The sequence below is a fragment of the Cedecea sp. AS113 genome, from assembly GCF_037152415.1.
Lineage (GTDB): Bacteria > Pseudomonadota > Gammaproteobacteria > Enterobacterales > Enterobacteriaceae > Cedecea.
Window position 1 is genome coordinate 81,491 of record NZ_JBBCMI010000010.1, and the last position, 22,396, is coordinate 103,886.

The following is a 22,396-nucleotide window of genomic DNA, read 5'->3' on the forward strand; positions in this document are numbered from 1 at the left end:
TGCGTGGTTAAGCTAGCTTTTCCCAGGGAGTTACGCTTGTTAACTCCCCATCATTTCACATTCGTCTTCCAGCAGCCACAACGGGCTGGCACGCCGCAAATCACCATTCTCGGCCGCCTTAATTCGCTGGGGCATCCCCGCATCGGTCTCACCGTCGCTAAAAAAAACGTAAAACGCGCCCACGAACGCAATCGGATTAAACGTCTGACGCGTGAAAGCTTCCGTCTGCGTCAGCACGAACTGCCAGCAATGGATTTCGTGGTAGTAGCGAAGAAAGGGGTTGCCGATCTGGATAACCAGGCTTTATCGGAAGCATTGGAAAAGTTATGGCGCCGCCATTGTCGCCAGGCTCGCGGGTCCTGATAGCCCTTATCAGGGTCTATCAACGCCTGATTAGTCCGCTTCTCGGGCCGCATTGCCGTTTCACCCCAACCTGTTCTCACTACGGAATTGAGGCCTTGCGCAGGTTTGGAGTGTTAAAAGGCAGTTGGTTAACGATGAAACGCGTACTAAAATGCCACCCTTTGAACCCTGGTGGAGACGATCCCGTTCCGCCCGGACCTTTTGATACCAGAGAACACTAACGATGGATTCGCAACGCAATCTTTTTCTCATCGCTTTGTTGTTCGTGTCTTTCATGATCTGGCAAGCCTGGGAGCAGGACCACGCTCCTCAACCTCAGGTGCAGCAGACCACGCAGACCACGAACAGCCAGGGTAACGCCGCTAACCAGGGTGTGCCGGCCAGTGGCCAGGGAAAACTCATTACGGTTAAAACTGACGTTCTTGAACTGACCATCAACACCCGCGGTGGTGATGTAGAACAAGCGCTGTTGCCAACCTACCCGAAAGAGCTGAAATCCTCAGAGCCGTTCCAACTGCTGGAAACCACGCCTGAATTTATCTACCAGGCGCAGAGCGGCCTGACCGGTCGTGATGGCCCGGATAACCCGGCGAACGGCGATCGTCCGCTGTATAACGTCACTGCCGATACCTTCGCACTGGCGGATGGCCAGAACGAACTGGTTGTCCCGATGACGTATACCGACGCCGCTGGCAACACCTTCACCAAGACCTTCACCCTGAAACGCGGTGAGTTCTCTGTCGGTGTGGACTACAACGTGAAGAACGTGGGCGAGAAACCGCTGGAGCTGGCGACCTTTGGTCAGCTGAAGCAGTCCATCAACCTGCCTTCTCATCGCGACACCGGCAGCAGCAACTTTGCGCTGCACACCTTCCGTGGTGCCGCGTACTCCACCCCGGACGCGAAATACGAAAAAGTTAAGTTCGACAACATCGCTGACGGTGAAAACCTGAACGTCAACGCCAACAGCGGTTGGGTGGCGATGCTGCAGCAGTACTTTGCTACCGCATGGGTGCCGCATACTCAGGGCGCGAACAACTTCTACACCACCAAGCTGAGCAACGACGTTGCGGCGATTGGCTACAAATCTTCTTCTCAGGTAGTCCAGCCAGGCCAGACCGCTCAGATGGGCAGCACCCTATGGGTAGGTCCGGAAATTCAGGACAAAATGGCAGCCGTTGCGCCACACCTTGACCTGACCGTAGATTACGGCTGGCTGTGGTTCATCTCTCAGCCGCTGTTTAAGCTGTTGAAATTTATCCACAGCTTCATCGGTAACTGGGGCTTCTCCATTATCGTTATCACCTTTATCGTTCGTGGCATCATGTACCCGCTGACCAAAGCGCAGTACACCTCGATGGCCAAAATGCGTATGCTGCAGCCAAAACTGGCGGCCATGCGTGAGCGTATCGGTGACGACAAGCAGCGTATGAGCCAGGAAATGATGGCGCTGTACAAAGCTGAGAAGGTTAACCCGCTGGGCGGCTGCTTCCCGCTGATCATCCAGATGCCAATCTTCCTGGCGCTGTACTACATGCTGATGGGCTCCGTTGAACTGCGCCACGCGCCGTTTGCACTGTGGATCCACGACCTGTCTGCACAGGACCCGTACTACATCCTGCCGATTCTGATGGGCGCCACGATGTTCTTCATCCAGAAGATGTCGCCGACCACCGTAACCGACCCGATGCAGCAGAAGATCATGACCTTTATGCCGGTCATCTTCACCGTGTTCTTCCTGTGGTTCCCGTCAGGTCTGGTGCTGTACTATATCGTCAGCAACCTGGTGACCATCCTTCAGCAGCAGCTGATTTATCGCGGTCTGGAAAAGCGTGGCCTGCATAGCCGCGACAAGAAAAAGACCTGATAATATTTGGCGTTAAGCTTACGAAAGGCGGTCGATTGACCGCCTTTTTCTTTTTGATTCAAGGTCTGAGATAAACGATGAGCAATCATGACACTATCATTGCCCAGGCTACTCCGCCGGGGCGTGGCGGCGTAGGCATCCTGCGTATTTCCGGCCGCCAGGCGCGCGAGGTCGCAGAGGCGGTGCTCGGTAAGCTGCCGAAGCCGCGCTACGCGGATTACCTTCCCTTTCGCGATGCCGACGGTAGCGCGCTGGATCAGGGCATTGCACTGTGGTTTCCTGGCCCGAATTCCTTTACCGGTGAAGATGTTCTCGAACTGCAAGGGCACGGCGGCCCGGTCATCCTCGACCTGCTGCTAAAACGCATTCTGGCGCTGCCGGGTTTACGCATCGCCAACCCCGGTGAGTTTTCAGAACGCGCTTTCCTGAACGATAAGCTCGACCTGGCGCAGGCAGAGGCGATTGCCGACCTGATCGATGCCAGTTCCGAGCAGGCCGCTCGTTCAGCGCTTAATTCGCTGCAGGGGGCTTTCTCCGCGCGTATTAACCACCTGGTGGAAGCGCTGACTCACCTGCGTATTTACGTGGAAGCGGCTATCGATTTCCCGGATGAAGAGATCGACTTCCTCTCCGACGGTAAAATCGAAGCCCAGCTGCATCGGGTCATTGGCGATCTTGACGCGGTACGCGCCGAAGCCCGCCAGGGCAGCCTGCTGCGTGAAGGCATGAAAGTCGTTATTGCCGGCCGTCCAAACGCCGGTAAATCCAGCCTGTTGAATGCGCTGGCCGGGCGTGAAGCGGCTATCGTCACCGATATCGCCGGCACCACGCGTGACGTCCTGCGCGAACATATCCACATCGACGGAATGCCGCTGCATATCATCGATACCGCGGGCCTGCGCGAAGCCAGCGATGAAGTTGAACGCATCGGGATTGAACGTGCCTGGAAAGAGATTGAGCAGGCGGATCGCGTGTTGTTCATGGTGGACGGCACCACCACCGACGCCGTTGACCCGGCGGCGATTTGGCCTGATTTCATCGCCCGTCTGCCGGAGCGTTTGCCGATTACCGTGGTGCGCAATAAAGCGGACGTCACCGGCGAAACGCTTGGCCTGAGCGAAGTAAATGGTCACTCACTTGTTCGTCTTTCCGCCCGTACCGGGGAAGGTGTTGACGTGCTGCGCGCGCATCTGAAAGAGAGCATGGGCTTCGAAACCAACATGGAAGGCGGCTTCCTCGCCCGCCGCCGTCACCTGCAGGCGCTTGAGCAAGCCGCTGAACACCTGCAACAGGGCAAAGCCCAGCTGCTGGGTGCCTGGGCCGGAGAATTGCTGGCAGAAGAGCTGCGCCTGGCGCAGCAGAACTTAAGTGAAATCACCGGCGAATTTAGCTCTGACGACCTGTTAGGGCGCATCTTCTCTAGCTTCTGTATCGGGAAATAACCCTTACCGCCGCCCCGCGTCACACTTCAGAATGCGGGGCATTTTCCTCATATTTAAAATACTTCATCATTTCAAGACGATGTCTTCAGAACGACATTTTTAAGTGCTCCACTTACGCAAACCACTAAGAATTTTCCCAGGATTGAATATATAATATATTGCTCAAAAAATAGTTCATGCTATTGAAGAGCATCAATGACAGCGCATTGAGCCAGAGACTACTCTTCGATCCCTGACAAGATTCAGGATCGGACGCGGAGCGCTGTTTCAGCCACCCGAAACAGCATGACATCGACTGACCATTATCAAGGAGCGACAAATGGCGACGCATTTTGCAAGATGGGCTCTGAACCCTCCCAACCTCACTTCACCCCGACTGAACGACGAAATTCTTAACGCCGCCAGCCTGATGCCAGAACATCGCCGCACGCGCTATCTCGCGTCGCGTACGCTGGTCGCAGAGATGATGTTTATGCTGTACGGTACCCAGCGCCTGCCGCAAATCATTACGTCTACCGCAGGTCGCCCGCGCTTTGCCGACGCCGAACTGCCGGATTTCAGCATCGCCTACGCCGGTAACATGGTGGGCGTGCTGCTGGCAACCGAAGGGCGCTGCGGGCTGGACATGGAGCTTCGCCGCAGTTTCCAGGCCCCGTCCCCGGTTGTGCCACCGTCTCAGTCCAGCAGCAGCGAAATGACCTGGATCAATAACCAAAACGATCCCAACGAAGCCAGAACCCAGCTGCATACGCTGCGGCGCAGCGTCCTGAAACTAACGGACAATCCCCAGACCAGCCTCAGCACACTACAATTATTGCCAGGCTCTGGTCGTCTGCGCGTCATAAACGAGCCGCATATTGAAGCTATCAGCGATGCGGAAGATATCCTCATCTGGGGCTGTGCCGTGGCGCCAGGCGTGGAGCGCCTGAAGCTGTGGGAATTCGACGGCCAACAGGGCTGGAACGCCCTGCCGGATGCTGAAGCTCGCAGCCGAAGCGCTCAGGCGCGCATCATTCGCCTGACGGGTATATCATCAGAGGCAGCAACGCCGCATAACACATTTTCCCGAACGTCCTGACACATAAAGGAGTACCAATGTCTGATTCGTTGAAGATAGTGACTTTACTGGGGAGCCTGCGTAAGGGTTCATTTAACGCGATGGTCGCCCGTACGCTGCCGAACATCGCCCCGGCAGGCATGCAGATAGATGCCCTGCCTTCCATCGGCGATATCCCGCTGTACGATGCCGATATCCAGCAAGAAGACGGTTTCCCGCAGAGCGTGGAAGCCATTGCCGCACAAATCCGCCAGGCTGATGGCGTGGTGATTGTGACGCCGGAATACAACTATTCCGTGCCGGGTGGCCTGAAAAACGCCATCGACTGGCTTTCTCGTCTGCCTGAACAGCCGCTCGCCGGCAAGCCAGTGCTGATTCAAACCAGCTCCATGGGCGCTATCGGCGGCGCGCGCTGCCAGTATCACCTGCGCCAGATCCTCGTTTTCCTGGACGCGATGGTGATGAACAAGCCTGAGTTTATGGGCGGCGTGATTCAGAACAAAGTCGACCCGCAGAGCGGCGAAGTGGTGGATCAAAGCACGCTCGACCATCTGACCGGGCAGCTCACCGCCTTTGGCGATTATATCAAGCGCGTTAAAGCCTGATTCCAGGCCAAAAAAAACGCCAGTCGCATGACTGGCGTTGTTGTTTTTAGCGTCTGGCTTTAATCAACAAACACAATTTTCAGCACAAACAGCAGCGCCACGATGATCACGCACGGGCTCAGCTCGCGCCAGCGGCCGGTGCCCAGCTTCATGACACAGTAGGAAATAAAGCCCAGCGCAATACCTTCAGTAATCGAGAAGCTGAACGGCATCATCACCGCGGTAACAAACGCCGGTACCGCTTCGGTCAGGTCATCCCACTTCACGCGGGCCAGGCTGGAGGTCATCAGCACGCCAACGTAAATCAGCGCCCCGGCGGCCGCATACGCAGGCACCATGCCCGCCAGCGGTGACAGGAAGATAACCAGCAGGAACAGCAGGCCAACCACAATCGCGGTCAGGCCGGTGCGGCCCCCGACGGAAACGCCGGATGAGCTTTCGATGTAGGCAGTAACGGAAGAAGTTCCGAAGAACGAGCCGGTCACGGAAGAGATACTGTCCACGAACAGCGCCTGCTTCATGCGCGGGAACTTGCCCTTCTCGTCGGTTAACCCGGCTTTGTCCGTGACGCCAATCAGGGTGCCGGAGGAGTCAAACAGGTTCACCAGCATGAAGGAGAAGATCACGCCTGCAAGGCCCAGATTCAGCGACCCGGCTAAATCCACCTGCCCGACAACGCTGCTCACGCTCGGCGGCGCAGACACGATGCCGTGGTACTGCACGTCGCCCAGCAGCCAGCCCAGCAGCGTGGTTACCACGATAGAAACCAGCACCGCCGCGTGAATATTACGGGAAGCGAGAATCGCAATGATAAAGAAGCCCAACGCCCCCAGCAGCACGCTGTGGGAAGTCAGGTTCCCGATGCTGACCAGCGTCTCTTTGTTGGCCACGATGATCCCGGCATTTTTCAGCCCCATCATGCCGATAAACAGGCCAATACCGCTGGTAATGCCAACGCGCAGGCCAAGCGGGATATTCGCAATCATCCAGTAGCGAACGCGGAAGATGGTCAGCAGCAGCAGGCCTACGGCGCCCCAGAAAATCGCGCCCATGCCGACTTGCCAGGACAGACCCATCGCGCCGACGACCACGAAGGCGAAAAAGGCATTCAGGCCCATCGCCGGTGCCAGTGCCACCGGCAGGTTGGCAAAAAGCCCCATCAGGATGCTGCCAAAGGCGGCTATCAGGCAGGTGGTGACGAAGACCGCCTGGGTATCCATCCCGGCCGCGCCAAGGATCTGCGGGTTAACAAAAACAATGTACACCATCGTCAGGAAGGTGGTGAACCCGGCGATCACCTCGGTGCGGGCGTTAGTACCGTGTTCGCGTAATTTGAACGCGCGTTCGAGCAGCCCCGGGGTTGTTTCCGGAGTGGACTGTGGTTGGCTCATTATCGGTTTCCGAACTAAAAGAGGAAAAAATACGCCGCTATCCTATACCAAAATTGGCGGGGGATAACGCAAATCATCCACTTTTTTCGCTGAAATTACCGCAACGGGATCGATTGCGTTGCGCAAAAAGCATAGAGTAAACGTTAAACCAAAGAGAAAGGAAATGGCATGTCCCGGATAGAAGCGGTGTTTTTTGACTGCGATGGAACGCTGGTCGACAGCGAGGTCATCTGCTCCAAAGCCTACGTACATATGTTTGCGCAATATGGCATTCAACTTGCGCTCGAAGATGTCTTCAAGACCTTCAAAGGCGTCAAACTCTACGAAATTATCGACACCATCAACGCTGAGTACGGCACCAGCCTGCCTAAGCTCGAGCTGGAAGTGATCTACCGCGCCGAAGTTGCCCGCCTGTTTGACAGCGAACTTCAGGCAATCGCCGGGGCGAACACGCTGCTGGCGCAAATCAATAAGCCGATGTGCGTGGTATCCAACGGCCCGGTCAGCAAAATGCAGCACTCTCTCGGCAAGACCGGAATGCTCGGCTACTTCCCGGATGCCCTGTACAGCGGCTACGACATTCAGCGCTGGAAGCCGGACCCGGCCCTGATGTTCCACGCGGCGGAACAGATGAACATGGACGTAGAGCGCTGCATTCTGGTGGATGATTCTATGGCAGGTGCGCAGTCGGGCATTGCGGCAGGCATGGAGGTGTTTTACTTCTGTGCCGATCCGCATAACAAGCCGATCGACCATCCGAAGGTGACGACGTTTACCGATTTGGCTGAGTTACCGGGCTTGTGGAAAGCGCGCGGCTGGGAAATTACGGCGTAGAAGTTGCCCCTCATCCCGGCTCTCTCCCCAAAGGAGCGAGAGGGAAATACCCCCCTTCCTTCTGGCTGCTCGATTGCACGGAAGCAGACGGCGGTCGATCCCCTCTCCCTTTTAGAGAGAGGGTTAGAGTGAGGGTCACCTGCCGGGAGCGGTCAAAAAACTAAAGGAACATCCCGCCGGAAACCTCAATCCGCTGCGCGTTCATCCAGCCCGTCTCATCACTAAGAATCGCCGCAATCGCATCGCCGATATCGTCCGGCTGACCTACACGCCCTAATGCGGTTTGTGCTGCAATCGCCTTCGAAACGTGTTCGTTGTCGCGCACAATACCGCCGCTGAAATCGGTGGCAATAGCGCCTGGCGCAATAATATTCACCGCAATCCCACGCGATCCCAGCTCTTTGGCCTGGTACTTGGTCAGCACTTCCATCGCCCCTTTCATCGTGGCGTAGGCGGCTTTACCCGGCAGCGAGAAGCGGGTCAGGCCGGTGGAAACATTCAGAATGCGGCCGCCGTCTTTAATCAGTGGCAGCAGGCCCTGAGTCAGGAAAAAAGGCCCTTTAAGATGGATGTTCATTATTTCATCGAACTGTGCTTCGGTGGTCTCGGCAAACGATGCTTCAAGACCTATCCCGGCGTTGTTCAATAAATAATCAAACGTGTCTCGCTGCCAGACCTCGCGCAACGTTTCTTTCACCTGCTCAACAAACCCAGCGAAGGTAGAAGAATCACCGACGTTGAGCTGGATTGCGGCCGCTTTCACGCCTTTTTGCTCAATTTCGCGCACAACATCTTCGGCTTCCTGGCGCTGGCTATTATAGGTCAGCAGAATACCGATTCCGCGTGCAGCCAGCTTCAGCGCTGCGTTTTTGCCTAAACCACGGCTGCCGCCGGTCACTAAAGCGATACGTTGACTCATGATAAACCCCTTATTTGGCTGTCAGGACATTGAGATGCAGCTTATTAGCTGATACAAAATCAATAAATATGGCCAAATGCGCATCACTGTTTCATCTTCAGCAACAACGTGGTGATAAGATGGATAAAATACACGCAATGCAGCTTTTCGTGCGGGTTGCGGAGCTGGAGAGCTTTACCCGCGCCGCGGACACGCTTGGGCTGCCGAAGGGCAGCGTTTCTCGTCAGGTCCAGGCGCTGGAAACCTCACTCGGCACGCGCCTGCTGCACCGCACCACTCGCCGGGTTCAGCTCACCCAGGACGGCATGGTCTATTACGAACGCTGCCGCGACCTGTTAACTAACCTCGATGAACTCGACGGCCTGTTCCAGACCGATCCCGCCAGCGTCAGCGGGCGCATCAGGATCGATATGCCCGTTACGCTGGCGCGCGGCTTGATCATCCCGAAACTGCCGGGATTTCTGCAGCAATATCCAGGCATAGAGCTAGAGCTTAGCAGCAGCGACAGAATGGTGGATGTCGTCCGGGAAGGGTTTGACTGCGTGGTGCGCGTGGGCCACCTCAAAGACTCAGGTCTGGTAGCCAGGCCGCTGGGGAAATTCACCATGATCAACTGCGCCAGCCCCGACTACCTCAGCCGCTTTGGCTATCCCGAAAGCCTGGACGACCTGGCTTCGCATGCCCTGGTGCATTACGCTCAAAATCTCGGCACCCGCCCACAAGGCTTTGAAGTCTGGCTGGATAAAACAACGCAGTGGGTGAAAACCGGTGGCCTGATCACCGTCAACAGCACGGAAACCTACCAGGCCGCCTGTGTCGCCGGGCTGGGGATCATTCAGGTACCTCGCGTAGGCGTGAAAACCCAGCTCAAAGAGGGCACTCTGGTGGAAATTTTGCCTCAGTACCGCGCCGAGCCGATGCCGATTTCGCTGCTTTATCCGCATCGCCGCAACCTCTCCCGACGAGTGCATTTGTTTATGGAATGGCTCACTGACGTACTGAAAGCCTATGTCGATTAGCGTTATGACTATAATTTCCTTAAGATCCTGCCACAGCAAAAGGAAAATTGACCCGATGACGACGCCGGATAACCGCGAAAAACGCCCAACCCACGAGCTCGAGTATGAGCCTGTTATACCTATCGAAACCCAGCAGGATGAAGCCCCAGGCGAGCCCGCAGAGAATGAACCGCTGGTGAAGCTTAAAACCAGTAACGCCGCGGTGAACAGCACCATATCCGCGGTCAACAAAACGGTCAGGCAGCCGATGGTTGCCCACCTGCTCCGCGCCGCAGAACGCTTTAACGACCGGCTGGGGAATCAGTTTGGCGCCGCCATTACCTACTTCTCGTTTCTGTCGCTGATCCCCATCATGATGGTGGCCTTCGCGGCAGGCGGTTATGTGCTTGCCTCTCACCCGACGCTGCTCGAAGACATTTTTGCCAAAATCCTTGAGAACGTCAGTGACCCGACGCTTGCCGCCACCCTGAAAAACACCATCAATACCGCGGTTCAGCAGCGCACCACCGTTGGCCTAGTCGGGCTGCTGATTGCGCTTTACTCCGGCATTAACTGGATGGGCAACCTGCGTGAAGCGGTGCGCGCTCAGTCGCGGGATAAGTGGGAACGTAGCCCGCAGGATCAGGAAAAATTCTGGGTAAAATACCTGCGTGATTTTATCTCATTGATTGGACTGCTGATTGCGCTGATCGTTACCCTGTCTATTACCTCGATTTCCGGCTCGGCCCAGACGCTGCTGATCGGCCTGCTGCACCTGGGCGATATCGAATGGCTGAAACCGGTCTGGCATCTGGTCGGCCTGGCGATTTCTATTTTTGCCAACTATCTGCTGTTCTTCTGGATCTTCTGGCGTCTGCCGCGCCATCGCCCGCGCCGCAAGGCACTGATTCGCGGCACGCTGATTGCGGCCATCGGCTTTGAGGTGATCAAAATCATCATGACCTACAGCCTGCCGAAGCTCGTCAGTTCCCCTTCCGGGGCCGCTTTTGGCTCGGTGCTGGGGCTGATGGCCTTCTTCTACTTCTTCGCCCGCCTGACGCTGTTCTGCGCGGCCTGGATTGCCACCGCAGAATACAAAGACGACCCGAGGATGCCGGGAAAAACGCATAAATAATCCTGTCATGATTTCCGGTCAGGATAGGTGGCCTGCCGACCTTCAGGTTAGCAGGTCCACTTGTCTAAACCTCCGACCAGAGAACATGCCATGACAACTGCCTCCGTACCCAAACTCCAAAAAACTGTTATTGACCCCAGCGTTCGCCTGCGCGAAACACACATCGGCGAACAGTGTGAAGTACTCGCCAACAGTGTGCTGGAATACAGCACCCTCGGCGACTTCTCCTACCTCGGGGAACACTGCTGCGTAGCCGACAGCGAGATCGGTAAATTCACCGCCATTGCCAACCACGTTCGACTTGGCGCCCCCAATCACCCGATGGATCGCCCGTCACAGCACCGCTTTACCTACTGCCCCGAGTACTACGCCACTGATGTTGGCCGGGATACCTCATTCTTTGCGCATCGCCGGGAGGACCGGGTGATAATTGGTAACGACGTGTGGATTGGCCACGGTGTTATCGTCCTGCCCGGCGTGACAGTAGGTGACGGCGCTGTACTGGCCGCGGGCGCGGTGGTCAGCAAAGATGTGCCGCCGTACACCATCGTTGGCGGCGTGCCAGCGAAACCTATTCGCAGCCGTTTCCCGCAGGAGGTGGCTGAAAGCCTGGGGCGCATCGCCTGGTGGGACTGGCCGCTGGAGAAATTAATGGCGCACCTGCCGGAATTTCAATCCGGTGAGATAGCCAGTTTTTGCGCTCGCTGGGACAAGCCGACCAACTCAGCAGATAAATCTAACTGGTAACTTTTATTTAACCTAAAACCAGTTTTATTCTCTATTTTGAAAATTTTGTGAAGCATTTCATAGATGGTTACGGGCAGGCTTAAAAATTATCCACTTAATGCGCGTTTTTTGAGCCATTTCGCCCGGTGCGGCGCGTTGAAATGCTTCTTTTGCTATGCGTAAATGGACTTTCGTTCGCCATAAATAAGAAAAATCTATGCAAGCATCCGTTGCCACAACTCTCGATACCGGGGCTGACGCTACGCCCGTAAACTCACGCGGAAAAGTCGTTGTTGCTTCGCTGGTCGGCACGGCCATCGAATTCTTCGACTTCTATATCTATGCCACCGCGGCGGTGATTGTCTTCCCGCACATCTTCTTCCCGCAGGGTGACCCGACGGCTGCCACGCTACAGTCTCTCGCCACTTTTGCCATCGCCTTTGTGGCTCGTCCGATTGGTTCAGCGCTATTCGGCCATTTCGGTGACCGCGTCGGTCGCAAAGTCACGCTGGTCGCTTCCCTGCTCACGATGGGGATCTCGACCGTTGTCATCGGCCTGCTGCCGGGCTATGCCAGCATCGGTATCTTCGCCCCGCTTCTGCTGGCGCTGGCCCGTTTTGGCCAGGGTCTTGGCCTGGGCGGTGAATGGGGTGGCGCGGCATTGCTGGCCACGGAAAACGCCCCGCCGCGCAAACGCGCGCTGTACGGTTCTTTCCCGCAGTTGGGTGCGCCGATAGGCTTCTTCTTCGCCAACGGCACCTTCCTGCTGCTTTCATGGCTGCTGACCGACGAACAGTTCATGTCCTGGGGCTGGCGCGTGCCGTTCATTCTCTCTGCGGTGCTGGTCATTATCGGGCTTTATGTCCGCGTTTCGCTGCATGAAACACCCGTTTTCGCGAAGATTGCCAAAGCCGGGAAGCAGGTTAAAGTCCCGCTGGGCACGCTGCTGACCAAACATTTGAAGGCGACGATCCTCGGCACCTTCATCATGCTGGCGACCTATACGCTGTTCTATATCATGACGGTCTATTCCATGACCTTCAGCACCGCGCCCGTTCCGGCGGGACTGGGCTTCTCGCGCAATGAGGTGCTGTGGATGCTGATGATGGCGGTGATTGGCTTTGGCGTGATGGTGCCGATTGCGGGCTATCTGGCGGATGCTTTTGGCCGCCGCAAGAGCATGATTGTGATCACCAGCCTGATGATTCTGTTTGCGCTGTTCGTCTTCCCGCCGCTGCTGGGTTCCGGGAACCAGGCGCTGGTGATGGCCTACCTGCTGATTGGCCTGAGCCTGATGGGGCTGACCTTTGGCCCGATGGGTGCGCTGCTGCCGGAGATGTTCCCGACGGAAGTCCGCTACACCGGCGCGTCATTCTCTTACAACGTCGCGTCCATTCTTGGAGCCTCTGTCGCACCGTATATCGCCACCTGGCTGCAGGCTAATTATGGCCTGTTCTATGTCGGCGTGTATCTGGCGGCGATGTCTGCGCTGACGCTGATTGCGCTGCTGCTGAGTAAAGAGACCCGCCATCAGTCGCTGTAATTTTTACCCTCACCCTCTCCCTAAAAGGGAGAGGGGATTACGATGCACCCTCGCCCCTCTGGGGAGAGGGCCGAGATGAGGGGCAGCCTTACTTCTTCATCTGCCCCAAAATCGTCCGGCACTGATTATCACTTCCTTCAGAAGGCGAGATCAGCGCGGCCAGCGCCGCCGCCGGAGTGACCAGCGTGGCAAGCGCCGCAGCCACTGCGCCACGAATAATCAATGGCCCCGGCTTCACGCCCGCATCCGGGCTCTTGAACGTGCCGCGCACATAGAGCGGAGAACGCAGGGTGATAATACGAATCCCTTTGCTCTCCGGATCGATGGTCAGATCCAGACGTTCGCTGGCAAAGTTTGTGCTGCCGGTGACGTTAATAAGCGCGTTTTCAGTATCAAAGGCAAAAATTCTCGGCGTCGCAATTCCGTTGCGTAAATCCAGGTTCGCAGCGGCGCAGTTGATCCGCACCTCATCATCGCCAAAAATCTTGCCGACAATGTAGTTGCCCACGTTAAGGCCAACGATTTCCATCAGGTTACGGCTGATAAGCCCGTCGTTCATCAACAGCTTCAGGCTGCCGTTACTGGTGCCCATCAGCGCCGCGACTGAGTTACCGCGTCCGCTCAGATTGGCATCGCCGTTCAGCTCGCCCAGCGTTTTCTGCATAGACTCAACCTTCGGCATAAGCTGCTTCAGCTGCAGACGACGCGCCTGAATATCCGCTTTCCCCTGCATCGGCTTTTTATCGCCCTCAAGGTGGATGTTGGCATTGATGGAGCCGCCCGCCATGCCGAATTTCAGCGGCTGCAGGCGCAGGTCAGCGTTATTCAGGATCACGTGGGTGGTGAGGTCGCTCAGCGGCAGCGTGCCGCTGTGTTCAATGCGCTGCCCTTTAAAGCGCACATCGGCATCCATCACGTTCCATTTGTCCGTTTCAAAGCGATCGTAAGGCAGCACTTTATCGGCTGGCTGCACCGTCCTGTCACCCCGCTGCTGTCTGGCTTTTTTCGTCTTTTCGGCATCCTTCCCGGAATCAACGCCAATCAGCGGCCCTAAATCGGCCAGCCGCAGCTGTTTAGAGACTAAATCGCCCTCAAGTTTAGGCCGCGGTTTACCCTGGCTGTAGGTCAGTGAACCGTGGATATCGCTGTCGCCAATGCGCCCGTTAAAATCCTGATAGCGGAAGACCGAGCCTTTATCCGTGTCGATTTTTGCCAGCAGATGGCCGTCCGTTTCAAACGGAGGCGTATCCGGCAGCAGCACGCCGGTCAGCGCGTAAAGATTCCCGAGGGAATCGCCGGAGAACTTGAGTCTGAGATCGACGCCTCCCATTTTCATCGGGTCGTTAACTGTGCCAACGAAGGCCACTCGCGATGTCCCCGAACGCACATCTGCCTGCACCGGGAATGCGCTATCGCCCTCGCTACGCAGCGCCAGCATACCGCCAATTTTACCGCTGCCCTCCACCGGCTGGCCGTTGTAGCGGCCATTCACTTTCAGGCCGAAAACGTAATCTGCCGCTTTCGCCGCATCTTTGCCCTGTGGCTTTTGGCCGGACACTTCGCTAAACGGCAGCGGTTTACCCAAAGGATCAACCAGGATCGTTAGCGCCGCCTTGGTCACTTTATCGTCCACGGCGATCCGGCCTTTATCAAACAGGATATTGTCGAGCCGGAAGGACCAGCCGGAGGGTTTTTGATTGGGATCGCTGCCGCCAGCACTGGCAAGGTTAAAGGTCCAGTTATTGTTTTTGTCCGACAGCCGGATAATACGGACATCCGGCTCAACCAGGCGAAGCCAGGGGATATAAACCGTTTTGGTTAACAGCGAAAGCGGGGCGAGCGTTGCCTCGACGCTGGGCAGATGAACCATGGTGACTTCGGGGATGTCAGGTGGGTTACCAAGCAGGATATCTTCGGCATGAACGTGTGGCCACGGCACCCAGCTGCGCCAGCCGGGCTCGTCTTTATTTCGTGCCCAAACCACCCCTAAATAGCCGCGAATGGCAAAGGGGCGGTTCAGCTCTGTCGAGACTTTTTGGTTGATGGTTGGTTTCAGCCGGTTCCAGTCAAACGTGGCGATCGCCACGATCGCTACGACAACCAACAACAAGAAAATCCCGGCGACTGTGCTGCTAATTTTACCCGTTTTCGTCATCCTTCTTACCTCTCCTGATGTTGGTCTACCTGACTAAAAGATAGTTCAGCGTGACCGAAACGACATCAGGGGAGGCGAATCAGAACGTTTTCCAGGTTTTCGAAGGGGACAGGGCGCGACAGGAAATAACCTTGTGCCGCATAAGCAGGCGAAGATTGAACATCTCGCCATTCTTCAACCGTTTCAATGCCTTCTACAATCACACCCTTGCAGTAGCGGTTCATTAATTGCAGCAGCATGGTAAATAAATTCCGCCCTTCATCGCTTTTTCGTAGCATGATGAAAAGCTCGCGCGCCACTTTGATATAGTCGTAGCGGACTTCGCTCAGCGCGGAGAAGTTAGCCAGGCCAGTACCAAAATCATCAAGCCAGAGCGGGCCAAACTCGTGCATGCCGGCCAGCGTTGCCGCCTGCGGCAGGTTAATGTGCTCCACAAGTTCAAAACGTACCCACGGCAGTTTGGCGATCAGATCAAGAATCGGCTGATGCTGCTTCATGGCAATTAAAGTGGGGCCATCGACGTTCACCGAGGCCAGTATGCCGTGACCGATGAAGGTCTGCGCCCAGTCTTCCAGCAGACGCAGTTGCTCTTCCACCACCGCAAGACGCTGGCGGCTGGGGATCGCAGAGAAATAGCGGTCAGGCGGGATACGTACGTCAGCCTCAGCCGGATGCGTGACCACCGTCAGCAGTTCAACTGCCATCAATTTTCCGTCTGTTTTGTAAATCGGCTGAAAGGTGTAGCGGCGCTGGCATTGCAGCCAGAATCGTCGCTCCTGCAAACTTTCAACGCTCGCCTCAAGCGTATGCAGCCGGTGAGTGATCTGCTTCAACTTCATCTGTACATCCTGTTTGCCCTGATAACGCTACATGGCTCGTCGAAAGGTTATCGGCGTCGGAATAGAGAACTTTATGCTCGCTTTCGCAGCAAAATGCGCCGGAGCGATTTTTGTCACAATCACAATAACCTGGCGTACATCAAATATTTTCAAAACGCTGTTTTAAAATGTTTGACTCACTTTTCGCCACGGCGGAGAATGCGAAAAACAGCGTTTTTGTTCATTTAACCGCCAGGTTTCTTATGCTCACTCAGAAAATTGCCGTGATCGGCGAATGCATGATCGAACTGTCTCAAAGTGGGGCCCAGCTGCATCGCGGCTTCGGAGGCGATACCTTAAATACCTCGGTTTACCTCGCCCGCCAGGTCAGCGAAGGCGCGCTGGAAGTGCATTATGTCACCGCGCTCGGCGAGGACAGTTTTAGCCAGCAAATGCTGGACACCTGGCAACGGGAACACCTGCACACGGCATTGATTCAGCGCCTGGAGCACCGCCTTCCGGGCCTGTATTACATCGAGACCGATAGCCACGGTGAGCGGACGTTCTACTACTGGCGTAACGAAGCAGCGGCGCGGTTCTGGCTGGAAAGCGAGCGTTCAGGCGAAATATGTGCGGAACTGGCCCGGTTTGATTATCTCTACCTGAGCGGCATTAGCCTGGCCATCCTCAATAACGCCAGCCGGGAGAAGCTTTTCGCGATGCTGGAGCAGGCCAGAGCGAACGGCTGCAAAGTCATTTTCGACAATAACTATCGGCCACGCTTATGGACCAGCCCGGAAGAGACACAGCGTGTTTACCGGCAAATGCTGGCCTGCACGGATATTGCGTTTCTGACGCTGGACGACGAAGACGCGCTATGGGGCGTAGTCCCGGCAGAGGAAGTGATTCGCCGGACGCATGCTGCTGGCGTAGAAGAAGTGGTTATCAAACGAGGCGCTGAGTCTTGCCTGGTCTCGGTCAGCGGCGAGGATCTACTCGACGTCCCGGCGCTTCGTCTGGCAAAAGAAAAAATCGTGGACACCACCGCGGCAGGAGATTCCTTTAGCGCGGGTTATCTGGCGGTGCGTTTAACCGGGGGTACAGCAGAAGAAGCCGCGAAGCGTGGTCATTTGACGGCGGGCACGGTGATTCAATATCGCGGGGCGATTATCCCGCTGGATGCAATGCCCCAATAAGATGACCCTCACACTAACCCTCTCCCTGGAAGGGAGAGGGAACGAAAAGAAAATGTCTGCGCAAGCTCCCCCTCTCCCCTGTGGGGAGAGGGGCGGGGTGAGGGGCAATCCCACCGCTAAGAAGCCGGTGGAATATCCGAAACTTCCGGCTTAGGATCGTCCGTCACCGGCGGCGGCGCAGCCGGCACCATCACCTTATCCCACGTCTCTTTCAGCTCCTTCATGTTGTACTCAGGTTCGCCTTTAGGCTGCAGCAGCACCATAGACATCTCCTGAGACAGCTGCTGACGCAGATCCTGATTGAGCATCGACACGGTCAGGCTGTCGAGGAAGTCCTGCCGGAGCTTCTGGTACTGCTCCGGTGCAATATCAACCACCTGATTCTGCAGCGAACGCAAACGCTGGCTTATCAGCACGTCGGTGTCGGTACGCGCGTAGGTAGCAAACAGCTTCGTCAGCTCATTCTTTTTCTGCGCTATCAGCGCGTCGAATTCTTCCTGAGACAACCCCTTATCGCGCACTCTCAACAGTTCACGCCCGACGCTGGTAAGGCTGGCGTTCAGCTTATCGTTCGGGGATTCAATGTTGATCCCGCACTGGGCGCGCAGATAAAGCACGCGGCAATCAAAGCTCAGATTGAGGTCTTTAACGCCATTTTTGCTCAGGCTTTGCTGCACATTCCAGAACAGCGCTTCACGGGCCAGGTCGGCACGCCAGTAGCGCAGCAGCGCAGCAGACTCACGAATCGGCTGCCAGCTGTTGTCCCACATCAGGGACAACCTGTCCTGACGCACGCTGTCGGTCATCAGGCTCACCGGCTCAGGGTTAAGCGGGGAAAGCGTTGGCACAGGCGCAGGCGTGTCGCGCTTGCCTTTTAGCTCACCAAAGGTTTTGTTGATTTGCTCCGCCACGCTGCGGCTATCCACGTTACCCACCACGATGAGGGTCATGGCATCCGGGGTGTACCACTTGTCGTAAAACGCTTTCAGCTGCGCGGCATCAACCGGGCGCTTGAGATTATCAGCCGGATCGTGGCCAAGCAGCGTGGAGCCTTTCAGGCGGTAGCGCCACCAGCTGTCTTTGGTGTTCATCGGCCAGGTTGCGATCATATCCGGCACATGCAGTGCCGCGGTGACGGTTGCCGGCGTCACCGCCAGTGACCCGATATTGGTCGACATAAACGTCAGCGCTTCTTTCAGCAAATCATTGCGGTTATTAGGCAAGCTTAAGTTAAACAGCGTGAAGTCATAGGAGACGATAGCCGGAGGAAGTGGACGCTCCGGGTCGCTGCTTTGGTGCCATAACGAACGCGCCTGGCTCGTCGGCAGACCGCCGGTCTGCGTCAACAGCATGCGCGGTAAAAAGTGGCTGTAACCGCTTTGTTGGGCGGTCTCTGTGAGTGAACCGCTATTCACCATCAGGCGAATTTCAACGCGGTCACTTGGGCGCTGGGGGGTGGCCAAAACCTGCCACTGGAAGCCGTTAGAAAGCGTTCCCTGTTGCCAGGCCGGGTCCGGCTGGAGCGCTTCTGCCTGCACGTTGCTGGCCGTTGCGGCTAATAGCAACCCGCCAGCTAAAAGTCGAATCTTGGTGCCCTGCATGTGAACCCCTAAAAACAATCCTGGTTAAAAGTAGCACATCGGCCCGGCATTCGACGTCCGCAGACCGACATAGGTGACGTTTCACCAATCCGTTTGACCGCATTTCTGCGAAAACGTCACGTAAGAAAGTGAAAAATAGAGAATGTTGAATGTTTAGGAAGGTAATTATGCAGAGTCGCCCGCAGCGAGGGCAAGTCGCTGCGGGCAATTGGTCGGATTAGTGGGAGACTTCGGTCACTTTTTTGTCAGATTTTGGATTATCCAGCTGCTGATGAAGTTGCTTTTCATCCAGCTGTTTTACCCATTTCGCGACAACGACGGTCGCCACGCCGTTACCGACCAGGTTGGTCAGCGCGCGCGCTTCGGACATGAAGCGGTCGATACCCAAAATCAGCGCCAGACCCGCAACCGGCAGATGGCCTACCGCAGAAATGGTTGCCGCCAGCACGATAAAGCCGCTTCCCGTCACGCCTGCAGCCCCTTTAGAAGAGAGCAGCAGCACAACCAACAGCGTGATCTGATGGAAGATATCCATGTGGCTGTTGGTCGCCTGAGCGATAAACACCGCCGCCATTGTCAGGTAAATCGAGGTGCCGTCCAGGTTGAAGGAGTAGCCGGTTGGAATGACCAGGCCCACAACGGATTTACGGCAGCCCAGCTTCTCCATCTTATCGAGCATACGCGGCAGAACGGACTCGGAAGACGATGTCCCCAGTACAATCAGCAGCTCTTCTTTGATATAGCGAATGAACTTGAAGATGCTAAAGCCCGTCGCGCGGGCGATGGAGCCCAGGACCAGAATCACAAACAGCAGGCAGGTGATGTAGAAGCAGACGATCAACTGGCCCAGCTGCACCAGAGAACCTACGCCGTACTTACCGATGGTGAACGCCATGGCCCCAAACGCCCCGATAGGCGCCAGGCGCATGATCATGTTGATGATGCCGAAGATAACCTGAGAGAAGCTTTCGATGACGTTAAAGATCATCTGCCCCTTGTGGCCCAGGCGATGCAGGGCAAAGCCAAACAGAACGGCAAACAGCAGCACCTGCAGGATATTCCCGCTGGCAAACGCACCAATCACGCTACCTGGGATCACGTCCAGCAAGAAGGCAATAACGCCCTGCTGCTGAGCTTGTTCAGCGTAAACCGCAACCGCTTTGGCATCCAGCGTCGCCGGGTCCACGTTCATGCCGGCGCCTGGCTGCAGCACGTTAACCACAACCAGCCCGATAATCAGCGCAATCGTGCTGACAATTTCAAAATAAAGTAACGCTACCGCGCCGGTACGGCCTACGGCTTTCATGCTTTCCATGCCAGCGATCCCGGTCACCACGGTGCAGAAGATGACGGGCGCAATAATCATTTTAATCAGTTTAACGAACGCGTCGCCAAACGGTTTCATTTGGGCACCCAATTCCGGGTAAAAGTGACCCAGCAAAATGCCGATGGCAATTGCGGTCAGCACCTGAAAATACAGACTTTTGAAGAGTGAGGTTTTCATTAGAGTATCCTTGAACGGAGAGTAACCGCAGCCCCGGCTCAGGAACCGGTATGACTGCGGCACTCAACATATCACCCTAAAAAAAACGCAGAAGTGGCCTGGATCGATTTTGTTAACGTAACTGTTAAAAACTTGAACTGAACCGATCCAGCTCTTAACATTTGTAACTATTGTTTTTCATTTACGCAGTAAGAAATTCACGTTCAAACTGCTCGAGGGTGCGCGCTTTGGCATACAGGAACCCCTGGGCATAGATAACCCCCTGCTGCACCAGCCACTCGCGCTGTGCTTCTTGTTCCACACCTTCAGCCACCACTTTCAGATCCAGGGCTTTGGCCATCGCGATAATCACACCCACCATCGCGTTATCTTCCGGCAGCCCTTCGATGAAGCTTTTGTCTATCTTCAGCACGTCAATCGGCAGCGCTTTCATGTGGTGCAGATGGTGCAGGCTGGCGTAACCCATACCAAAATCATCCAGCGCAATACGCACCCCGGCCTGGCGGAGCGGCCGCAGGATATTGACCGCCGCCTGTGGATCATCAATGCGGCGGCTCTCGGTAACTTCAAGAATCAGCGTGCCGGGCTGGATTCGGTAACGTCTGAGCAGCTCCAGGAGCGAAGGCACCATGGCTTCATGCAGCAGCTGGAGCGCGGAGAGATTGACGCACAGCGGCAGCGTAACGCCCCGGCTTTGCCAGGCAGACAGCGTGCGACAGGACTCCTCGAGGATCCAGCTACCGACGGTAATCATCAGCCCGCAGGCTTCAATACGCTCAATCAGCCCTTCCGGCAGGCTCCAGCTACCGTCAGCCTGGCGCTGGCGCAGCAGGACTTCGGCACTGACCACGCTCCCGTCACGCATATCCACCTGCGGCTGTAGCCAGATGGCAAACTGATGCTTCTCAAGCGCATTCAAAATATCGTGCTCTTCGGTCAGGCGCTGCTGGGCTATCTCCATCTGATCGGGATCGAAGAACTGAATTTGGTTTTTCCCGAAGCGGCGAGCCGCAAGCGTTGCCGAAGCCGCCCGGCGATAAAGCTGTTCTGCATCGAGGCCCCCTCTGAACATCGCAATGCCAATGCTGGCGGTCGGTTTCAGTTGCAATGCCTGAACGGGCAAACGGGCGTTGAGCGTTTCCATGATTTTCTGTGCCAGCGTCATGGCATTCCACGGGTCGCTGACGCCATAGAGCAGCAGCCCAAAATCATTCTGACTGAGCTGGGTCAGCACCGCGTTGGTCGGCAACACGGGTTTAATTTTCTCGACCAGCGTCAACAGCAGCATCTCGCGCTGCTCTTCGTTCAGCACGCCGGCCGCATCCTGGAGCGTTTCGCTCCCGATTAACATCAACGCGCCGCGTTTCTCGTTCGCCACCATCTGCTCAATCAGCGCCATCAGCAGCGCCTTATTTGGCAGCTCCGTGACCGGATGATGGGTACTCAACGCGCTCATTTGCTGCTGAAGACGCTGGGCAACCTGCTGATTGCGGTTATAGCTGCGTACCAGCATGCCAATCTCATCGTCATGGTGCAGCGGCGGCAGCGTGAGCTGGTGCTCACCCGCTTGCTGAGGATTCAGGTTACTCAGCTCGCGACTAATCTTGCGGATCGGATGCACTACCAGCCGGTTAATGCACCAGCTGATCGCCACGGTCAAAATCAGCGCCAGCAGCAAATAGGTGGTCAGCAGAGTGGAAATCGTGCTGATGATAATGCGGTACATGCGCCAGGAATCAGCCTGTAGCACCAGGTAAGCCAGCGGCTGCGGGTTTGCCGGGCGTTCGAGGGAATAAAGCGGCAGGGAAATCTGCACCGGCAGCTCAAACACGCGGGTGATGAGCATCGGGATTTGGTGCTCCGGCATAAAGCTAATGCGAAGCGCCTGGAACTGATTGGGCAGCACGACGTCGGCTCGGCTGATGATGCCCGAAGGTTGGATCTGCTGAAGAATAGCCTCGGCCTGCGGAATATCCGCCCGCAAAATGGCCTCAGACAGCGGAAGACGCACGGAGTGGGCGATTTTCTCCATTTGCGTGGCGGTGTCGTAGCGGTTTTGCTGCACAAAATGGAACAGCTGAATGACGATAAAAATGAAAATAAACGCCAGGGCCACGGCTGACACCATCGCCATCTGTTTTATCGTTAGGGAACGACTGACTCGCAAGCTGACTCTCCGCTTTTGCTTAACCTGCGCCACGCCCGGCATCAGGATATTCTTATGCCCGCAGAGTATACTGCA

Annotated in this window: 19 protein-coding genes; 12 read left to right on the forward strand and 7 right to left on the reverse strand. The window is 56.1% G+C overall.

What is annotated here, in order from left to right:
- Positions 1–3: 3 nt before the first annotated feature.
- The 6 genes from rnpA (at position 4) to WFN87_RS13765 (ending at position 5,334) form a co-directional block, all read left to right on the forward strand.
- The gene (gene rnpA / locus WFN87_RS13740; protein WP_008460645.1) at positions 4–363 is read left to right on the forward strand and encodes a ribonuclease P protein component; all 360 of its coding nucleotides are present in this window, start codon (positions 4–6) and stop codon (positions 361–363) included.
- Positions 327–584, forward strand: a complete 258-nt coding sequence (gene yidD / locus WFN87_RS13745; RefSeq protein ID WP_071530513.1) for a membrane protein insertion efficiency factor YidD — start codon at positions 327–329, stop codon at positions 582–584. Before rnpA ends, yidD begins: the two co-directional genes overlap by 37 nt.
- A 2-nt stretch (positions 585–586) precedes the next feature.
- Positions 587–2,230 carry a membrane protein insertase YidC gene (gene yidC, locus WFN87_RS13750; protein ID WP_336983208.1) on the forward strand — a complete coding sequence of 548 codons (1,644 nt, stop codon included), beginning with the start codon at positions 587–589 and terminating at the stop codon, positions 2,228–2,230.
- Between the two features lie 77 nt (positions 2,231–2,307).
- Positions 2,308–3,672 (forward strand): tRNA uridine-5-carboxymethylaminomethyl(34) synthesis GTPase MnmE, encoded by a 1,365-nt coding sequence (mnmE, locus tag WFN87_RS13755; protein WP_008460641.1) that lies wholly within the window; start codon positions 2,308–2,310, stop codon positions 3,670–3,672.
- A gap of 319 nt (positions 3,673–3,991) precedes the next feature.
- Positions 3,992–4,750, forward strand: a complete 759-nt coding sequence (locus WFN87_RS13760; protein ID WP_008460638.1) for a 4'-phosphopantetheinyl transferase family protein — start codon at positions 3,992–3,994, stop codon at positions 4,748–4,750.
- Between the two features lie 17 nt (positions 4,751–4,767).
- A complete protein-coding gene (locus tag WFN87_RS13765) occupies positions 4,768–5,334 on the forward strand; it encodes an NADPH-dependent FMN reductase (RefSeq protein ID WP_008460636.1) in 567 nt (188 codons plus the stop codon).
- A 59-nt stretch (positions 5,335–5,393) separates the two neighbouring features.
- On the opposite strand, the gene WFN87_RS13770 is transcribed toward WFN87_RS13765, so the two are convergent.
- Positions 5,394–6,725 carry an NCS2 family permease gene (locus WFN87_RS13770; RefSeq protein WP_336706628.1) on the reverse strand — a complete coding sequence of 444 codons (1,332 nt, stop codon included), beginning with the start codon at positions 6,723–6,725 and terminating at the stop codon, positions 5,394–5,396.
- Between the two features lie 168 nt (positions 6,726–6,893).
- On the opposite strand from WFN87_RS13770, the gene yieH reads away from it, so the two are divergent.
- Positions 6,894–7,559 (forward strand): 6-phosphogluconate phosphatase, encoded by a 666-nt coding sequence (gene yieH / locus WFN87_RS13775; protein ID WP_166994834.1) that lies wholly within the window; start codon positions 6,894–6,896, stop codon positions 7,557–7,559.
- A 160-nt stretch (positions 7,560–7,719) separates the two neighbouring features.
- Here the strand turns inward: yieH and WFN87_RS13780 are convergent, their stop codons facing one another.
- Positions 7,720–8,478, reverse strand: coding sequence for an SDR family NAD(P)-dependent oxidoreductase (locus WFN87_RS13780; RefSeq protein ID WP_008460629.1), 759 nt, complete (start codon positions 8,476–8,478; stop codon positions 7,720–7,722).
- A gap of 119 nt (positions 8,479–8,597) precedes the next feature.
- Here WFN87_RS13780 and WFN87_RS13785 point away from each other — a divergent pair, with 119 nt between their 5' ends.
- The 4 genes from WFN87_RS13785 to WFN87_RS13800 all read left to right on the forward strand — a co-directional run bounded on the left by WFN87_RS13785 (position 8,598) and on the right by WFN87_RS13800 (position 12,880).
- Complete coding sequence (locus tag WFN87_RS13785; protein WP_008460628.1) at positions 8,598–9,497, forward strand: LysR family transcriptional regulator; 900 nt, start codon at positions 8,598–8,600, stop codon at positions 9,495–9,497.
- A 55-nt stretch (positions 9,498–9,552) separates the two neighbouring features.
- A complete protein-coding gene (gene yhjD, locus WFN87_RS13790; protein ID WP_008460626.1) occupies positions 9,553–10,611 on the forward strand; it encodes an inner membrane protein YhjD in 1,059 nt (352 codons plus the stop codon).
- 90 nt (positions 10,612–10,701) lie between these two features.
- Positions 10,702–11,358, forward strand: a complete 657-nt coding sequence (locus WFN87_RS13795) for a DapH/DapD/GlmU-related protein (RefSeq protein ID WP_008460624.1) — start codon at positions 10,702–10,704, stop codon at positions 11,356–11,358.
- Positions 11,359–11,554: 196 nt separating this feature from the next.
- Positions 11,555–12,880, forward strand: coding sequence for an MFS transporter (locus WFN87_RS13800; RefSeq protein ID WP_039288941.1), 1,326 nt, complete (start codon positions 11,555–11,557; stop codon positions 12,878–12,880).
- Between the two features lie 88 nt (positions 12,881–12,968).
- On the opposite strand, the gene WFN87_RS13805 is transcribed toward WFN87_RS13800, so the two are convergent.
- On the reverse strand, positions 12,969–15,035 hold the full coding sequence (locus WFN87_RS13805) for an AsmA family protein (RefSeq protein WP_336983209.1): 2,067 nt from the start codon (positions 15,033–15,035) through the stop codon (positions 12,969–12,971).
- Positions 15,036–15,100: 65 nt separating this feature from the next.
- Positions 15,101–15,874, reverse strand: a complete 774-nt coding sequence (gene pdeH / locus WFN87_RS13810; protein ID WP_213713567.1) for a cyclic-guanylate-specific phosphodiesterase — start codon at positions 15,872–15,874, stop codon at positions 15,101–15,103.
- A gap of 242 nt (positions 15,875–16,116) precedes the next feature.
- Here pdeH and WFN87_RS13815 point away from each other — a divergent pair, with 242 nt between their 5' ends.
- Positions 16,117–17,049: a sugar kinase gene (locus WFN87_RS13815; protein ID WP_336983210.1), complete on the forward strand. Its 933-nt coding sequence runs from the start codon at positions 16,117–16,119 to the stop codon at positions 17,047–17,049.
- A 116-nt stretch (positions 17,050–17,165) separates the two neighbouring features.
- On the opposite strand, the gene WFN87_RS13820 is transcribed toward WFN87_RS13815, so the two are convergent.
- The 3 genes from WFN87_RS13820 to hmsP form a co-directional block, all read right to left on the reverse strand.
- The gene (locus WFN87_RS13820) at positions 17,166–18,650 is read right to left on the reverse strand and encodes an insulinase family protein (RefSeq protein WP_166994841.1); all 1,485 of its coding nucleotides are present in this window, start codon (positions 18,648–18,650) and stop codon (positions 17,166–17,168) included.
- Between the two features lie 217 nt (positions 18,651–18,867).
- Positions 18,868–20,154, reverse strand: a complete 1,287-nt coding sequence (locus WFN87_RS13825; RefSeq protein WP_008460613.1) for a dicarboxylate/amino acid:cation symporter — start codon at positions 20,152–20,154, stop codon at positions 18,868–18,870.
- A 181-nt stretch (positions 20,155–20,335) separates the two neighbouring features.
- A complete protein-coding gene (hmsP, locus tag WFN87_RS13830) occupies positions 20,336–22,321 on the reverse strand; it encodes a biofilm formation regulator HmsP (RefSeq protein WP_336983211.1) in 1,986 nt (661 codons plus the stop codon).
- Between the last annotated feature and the right edge of the window lie 75 nt (positions 22,322–22,396).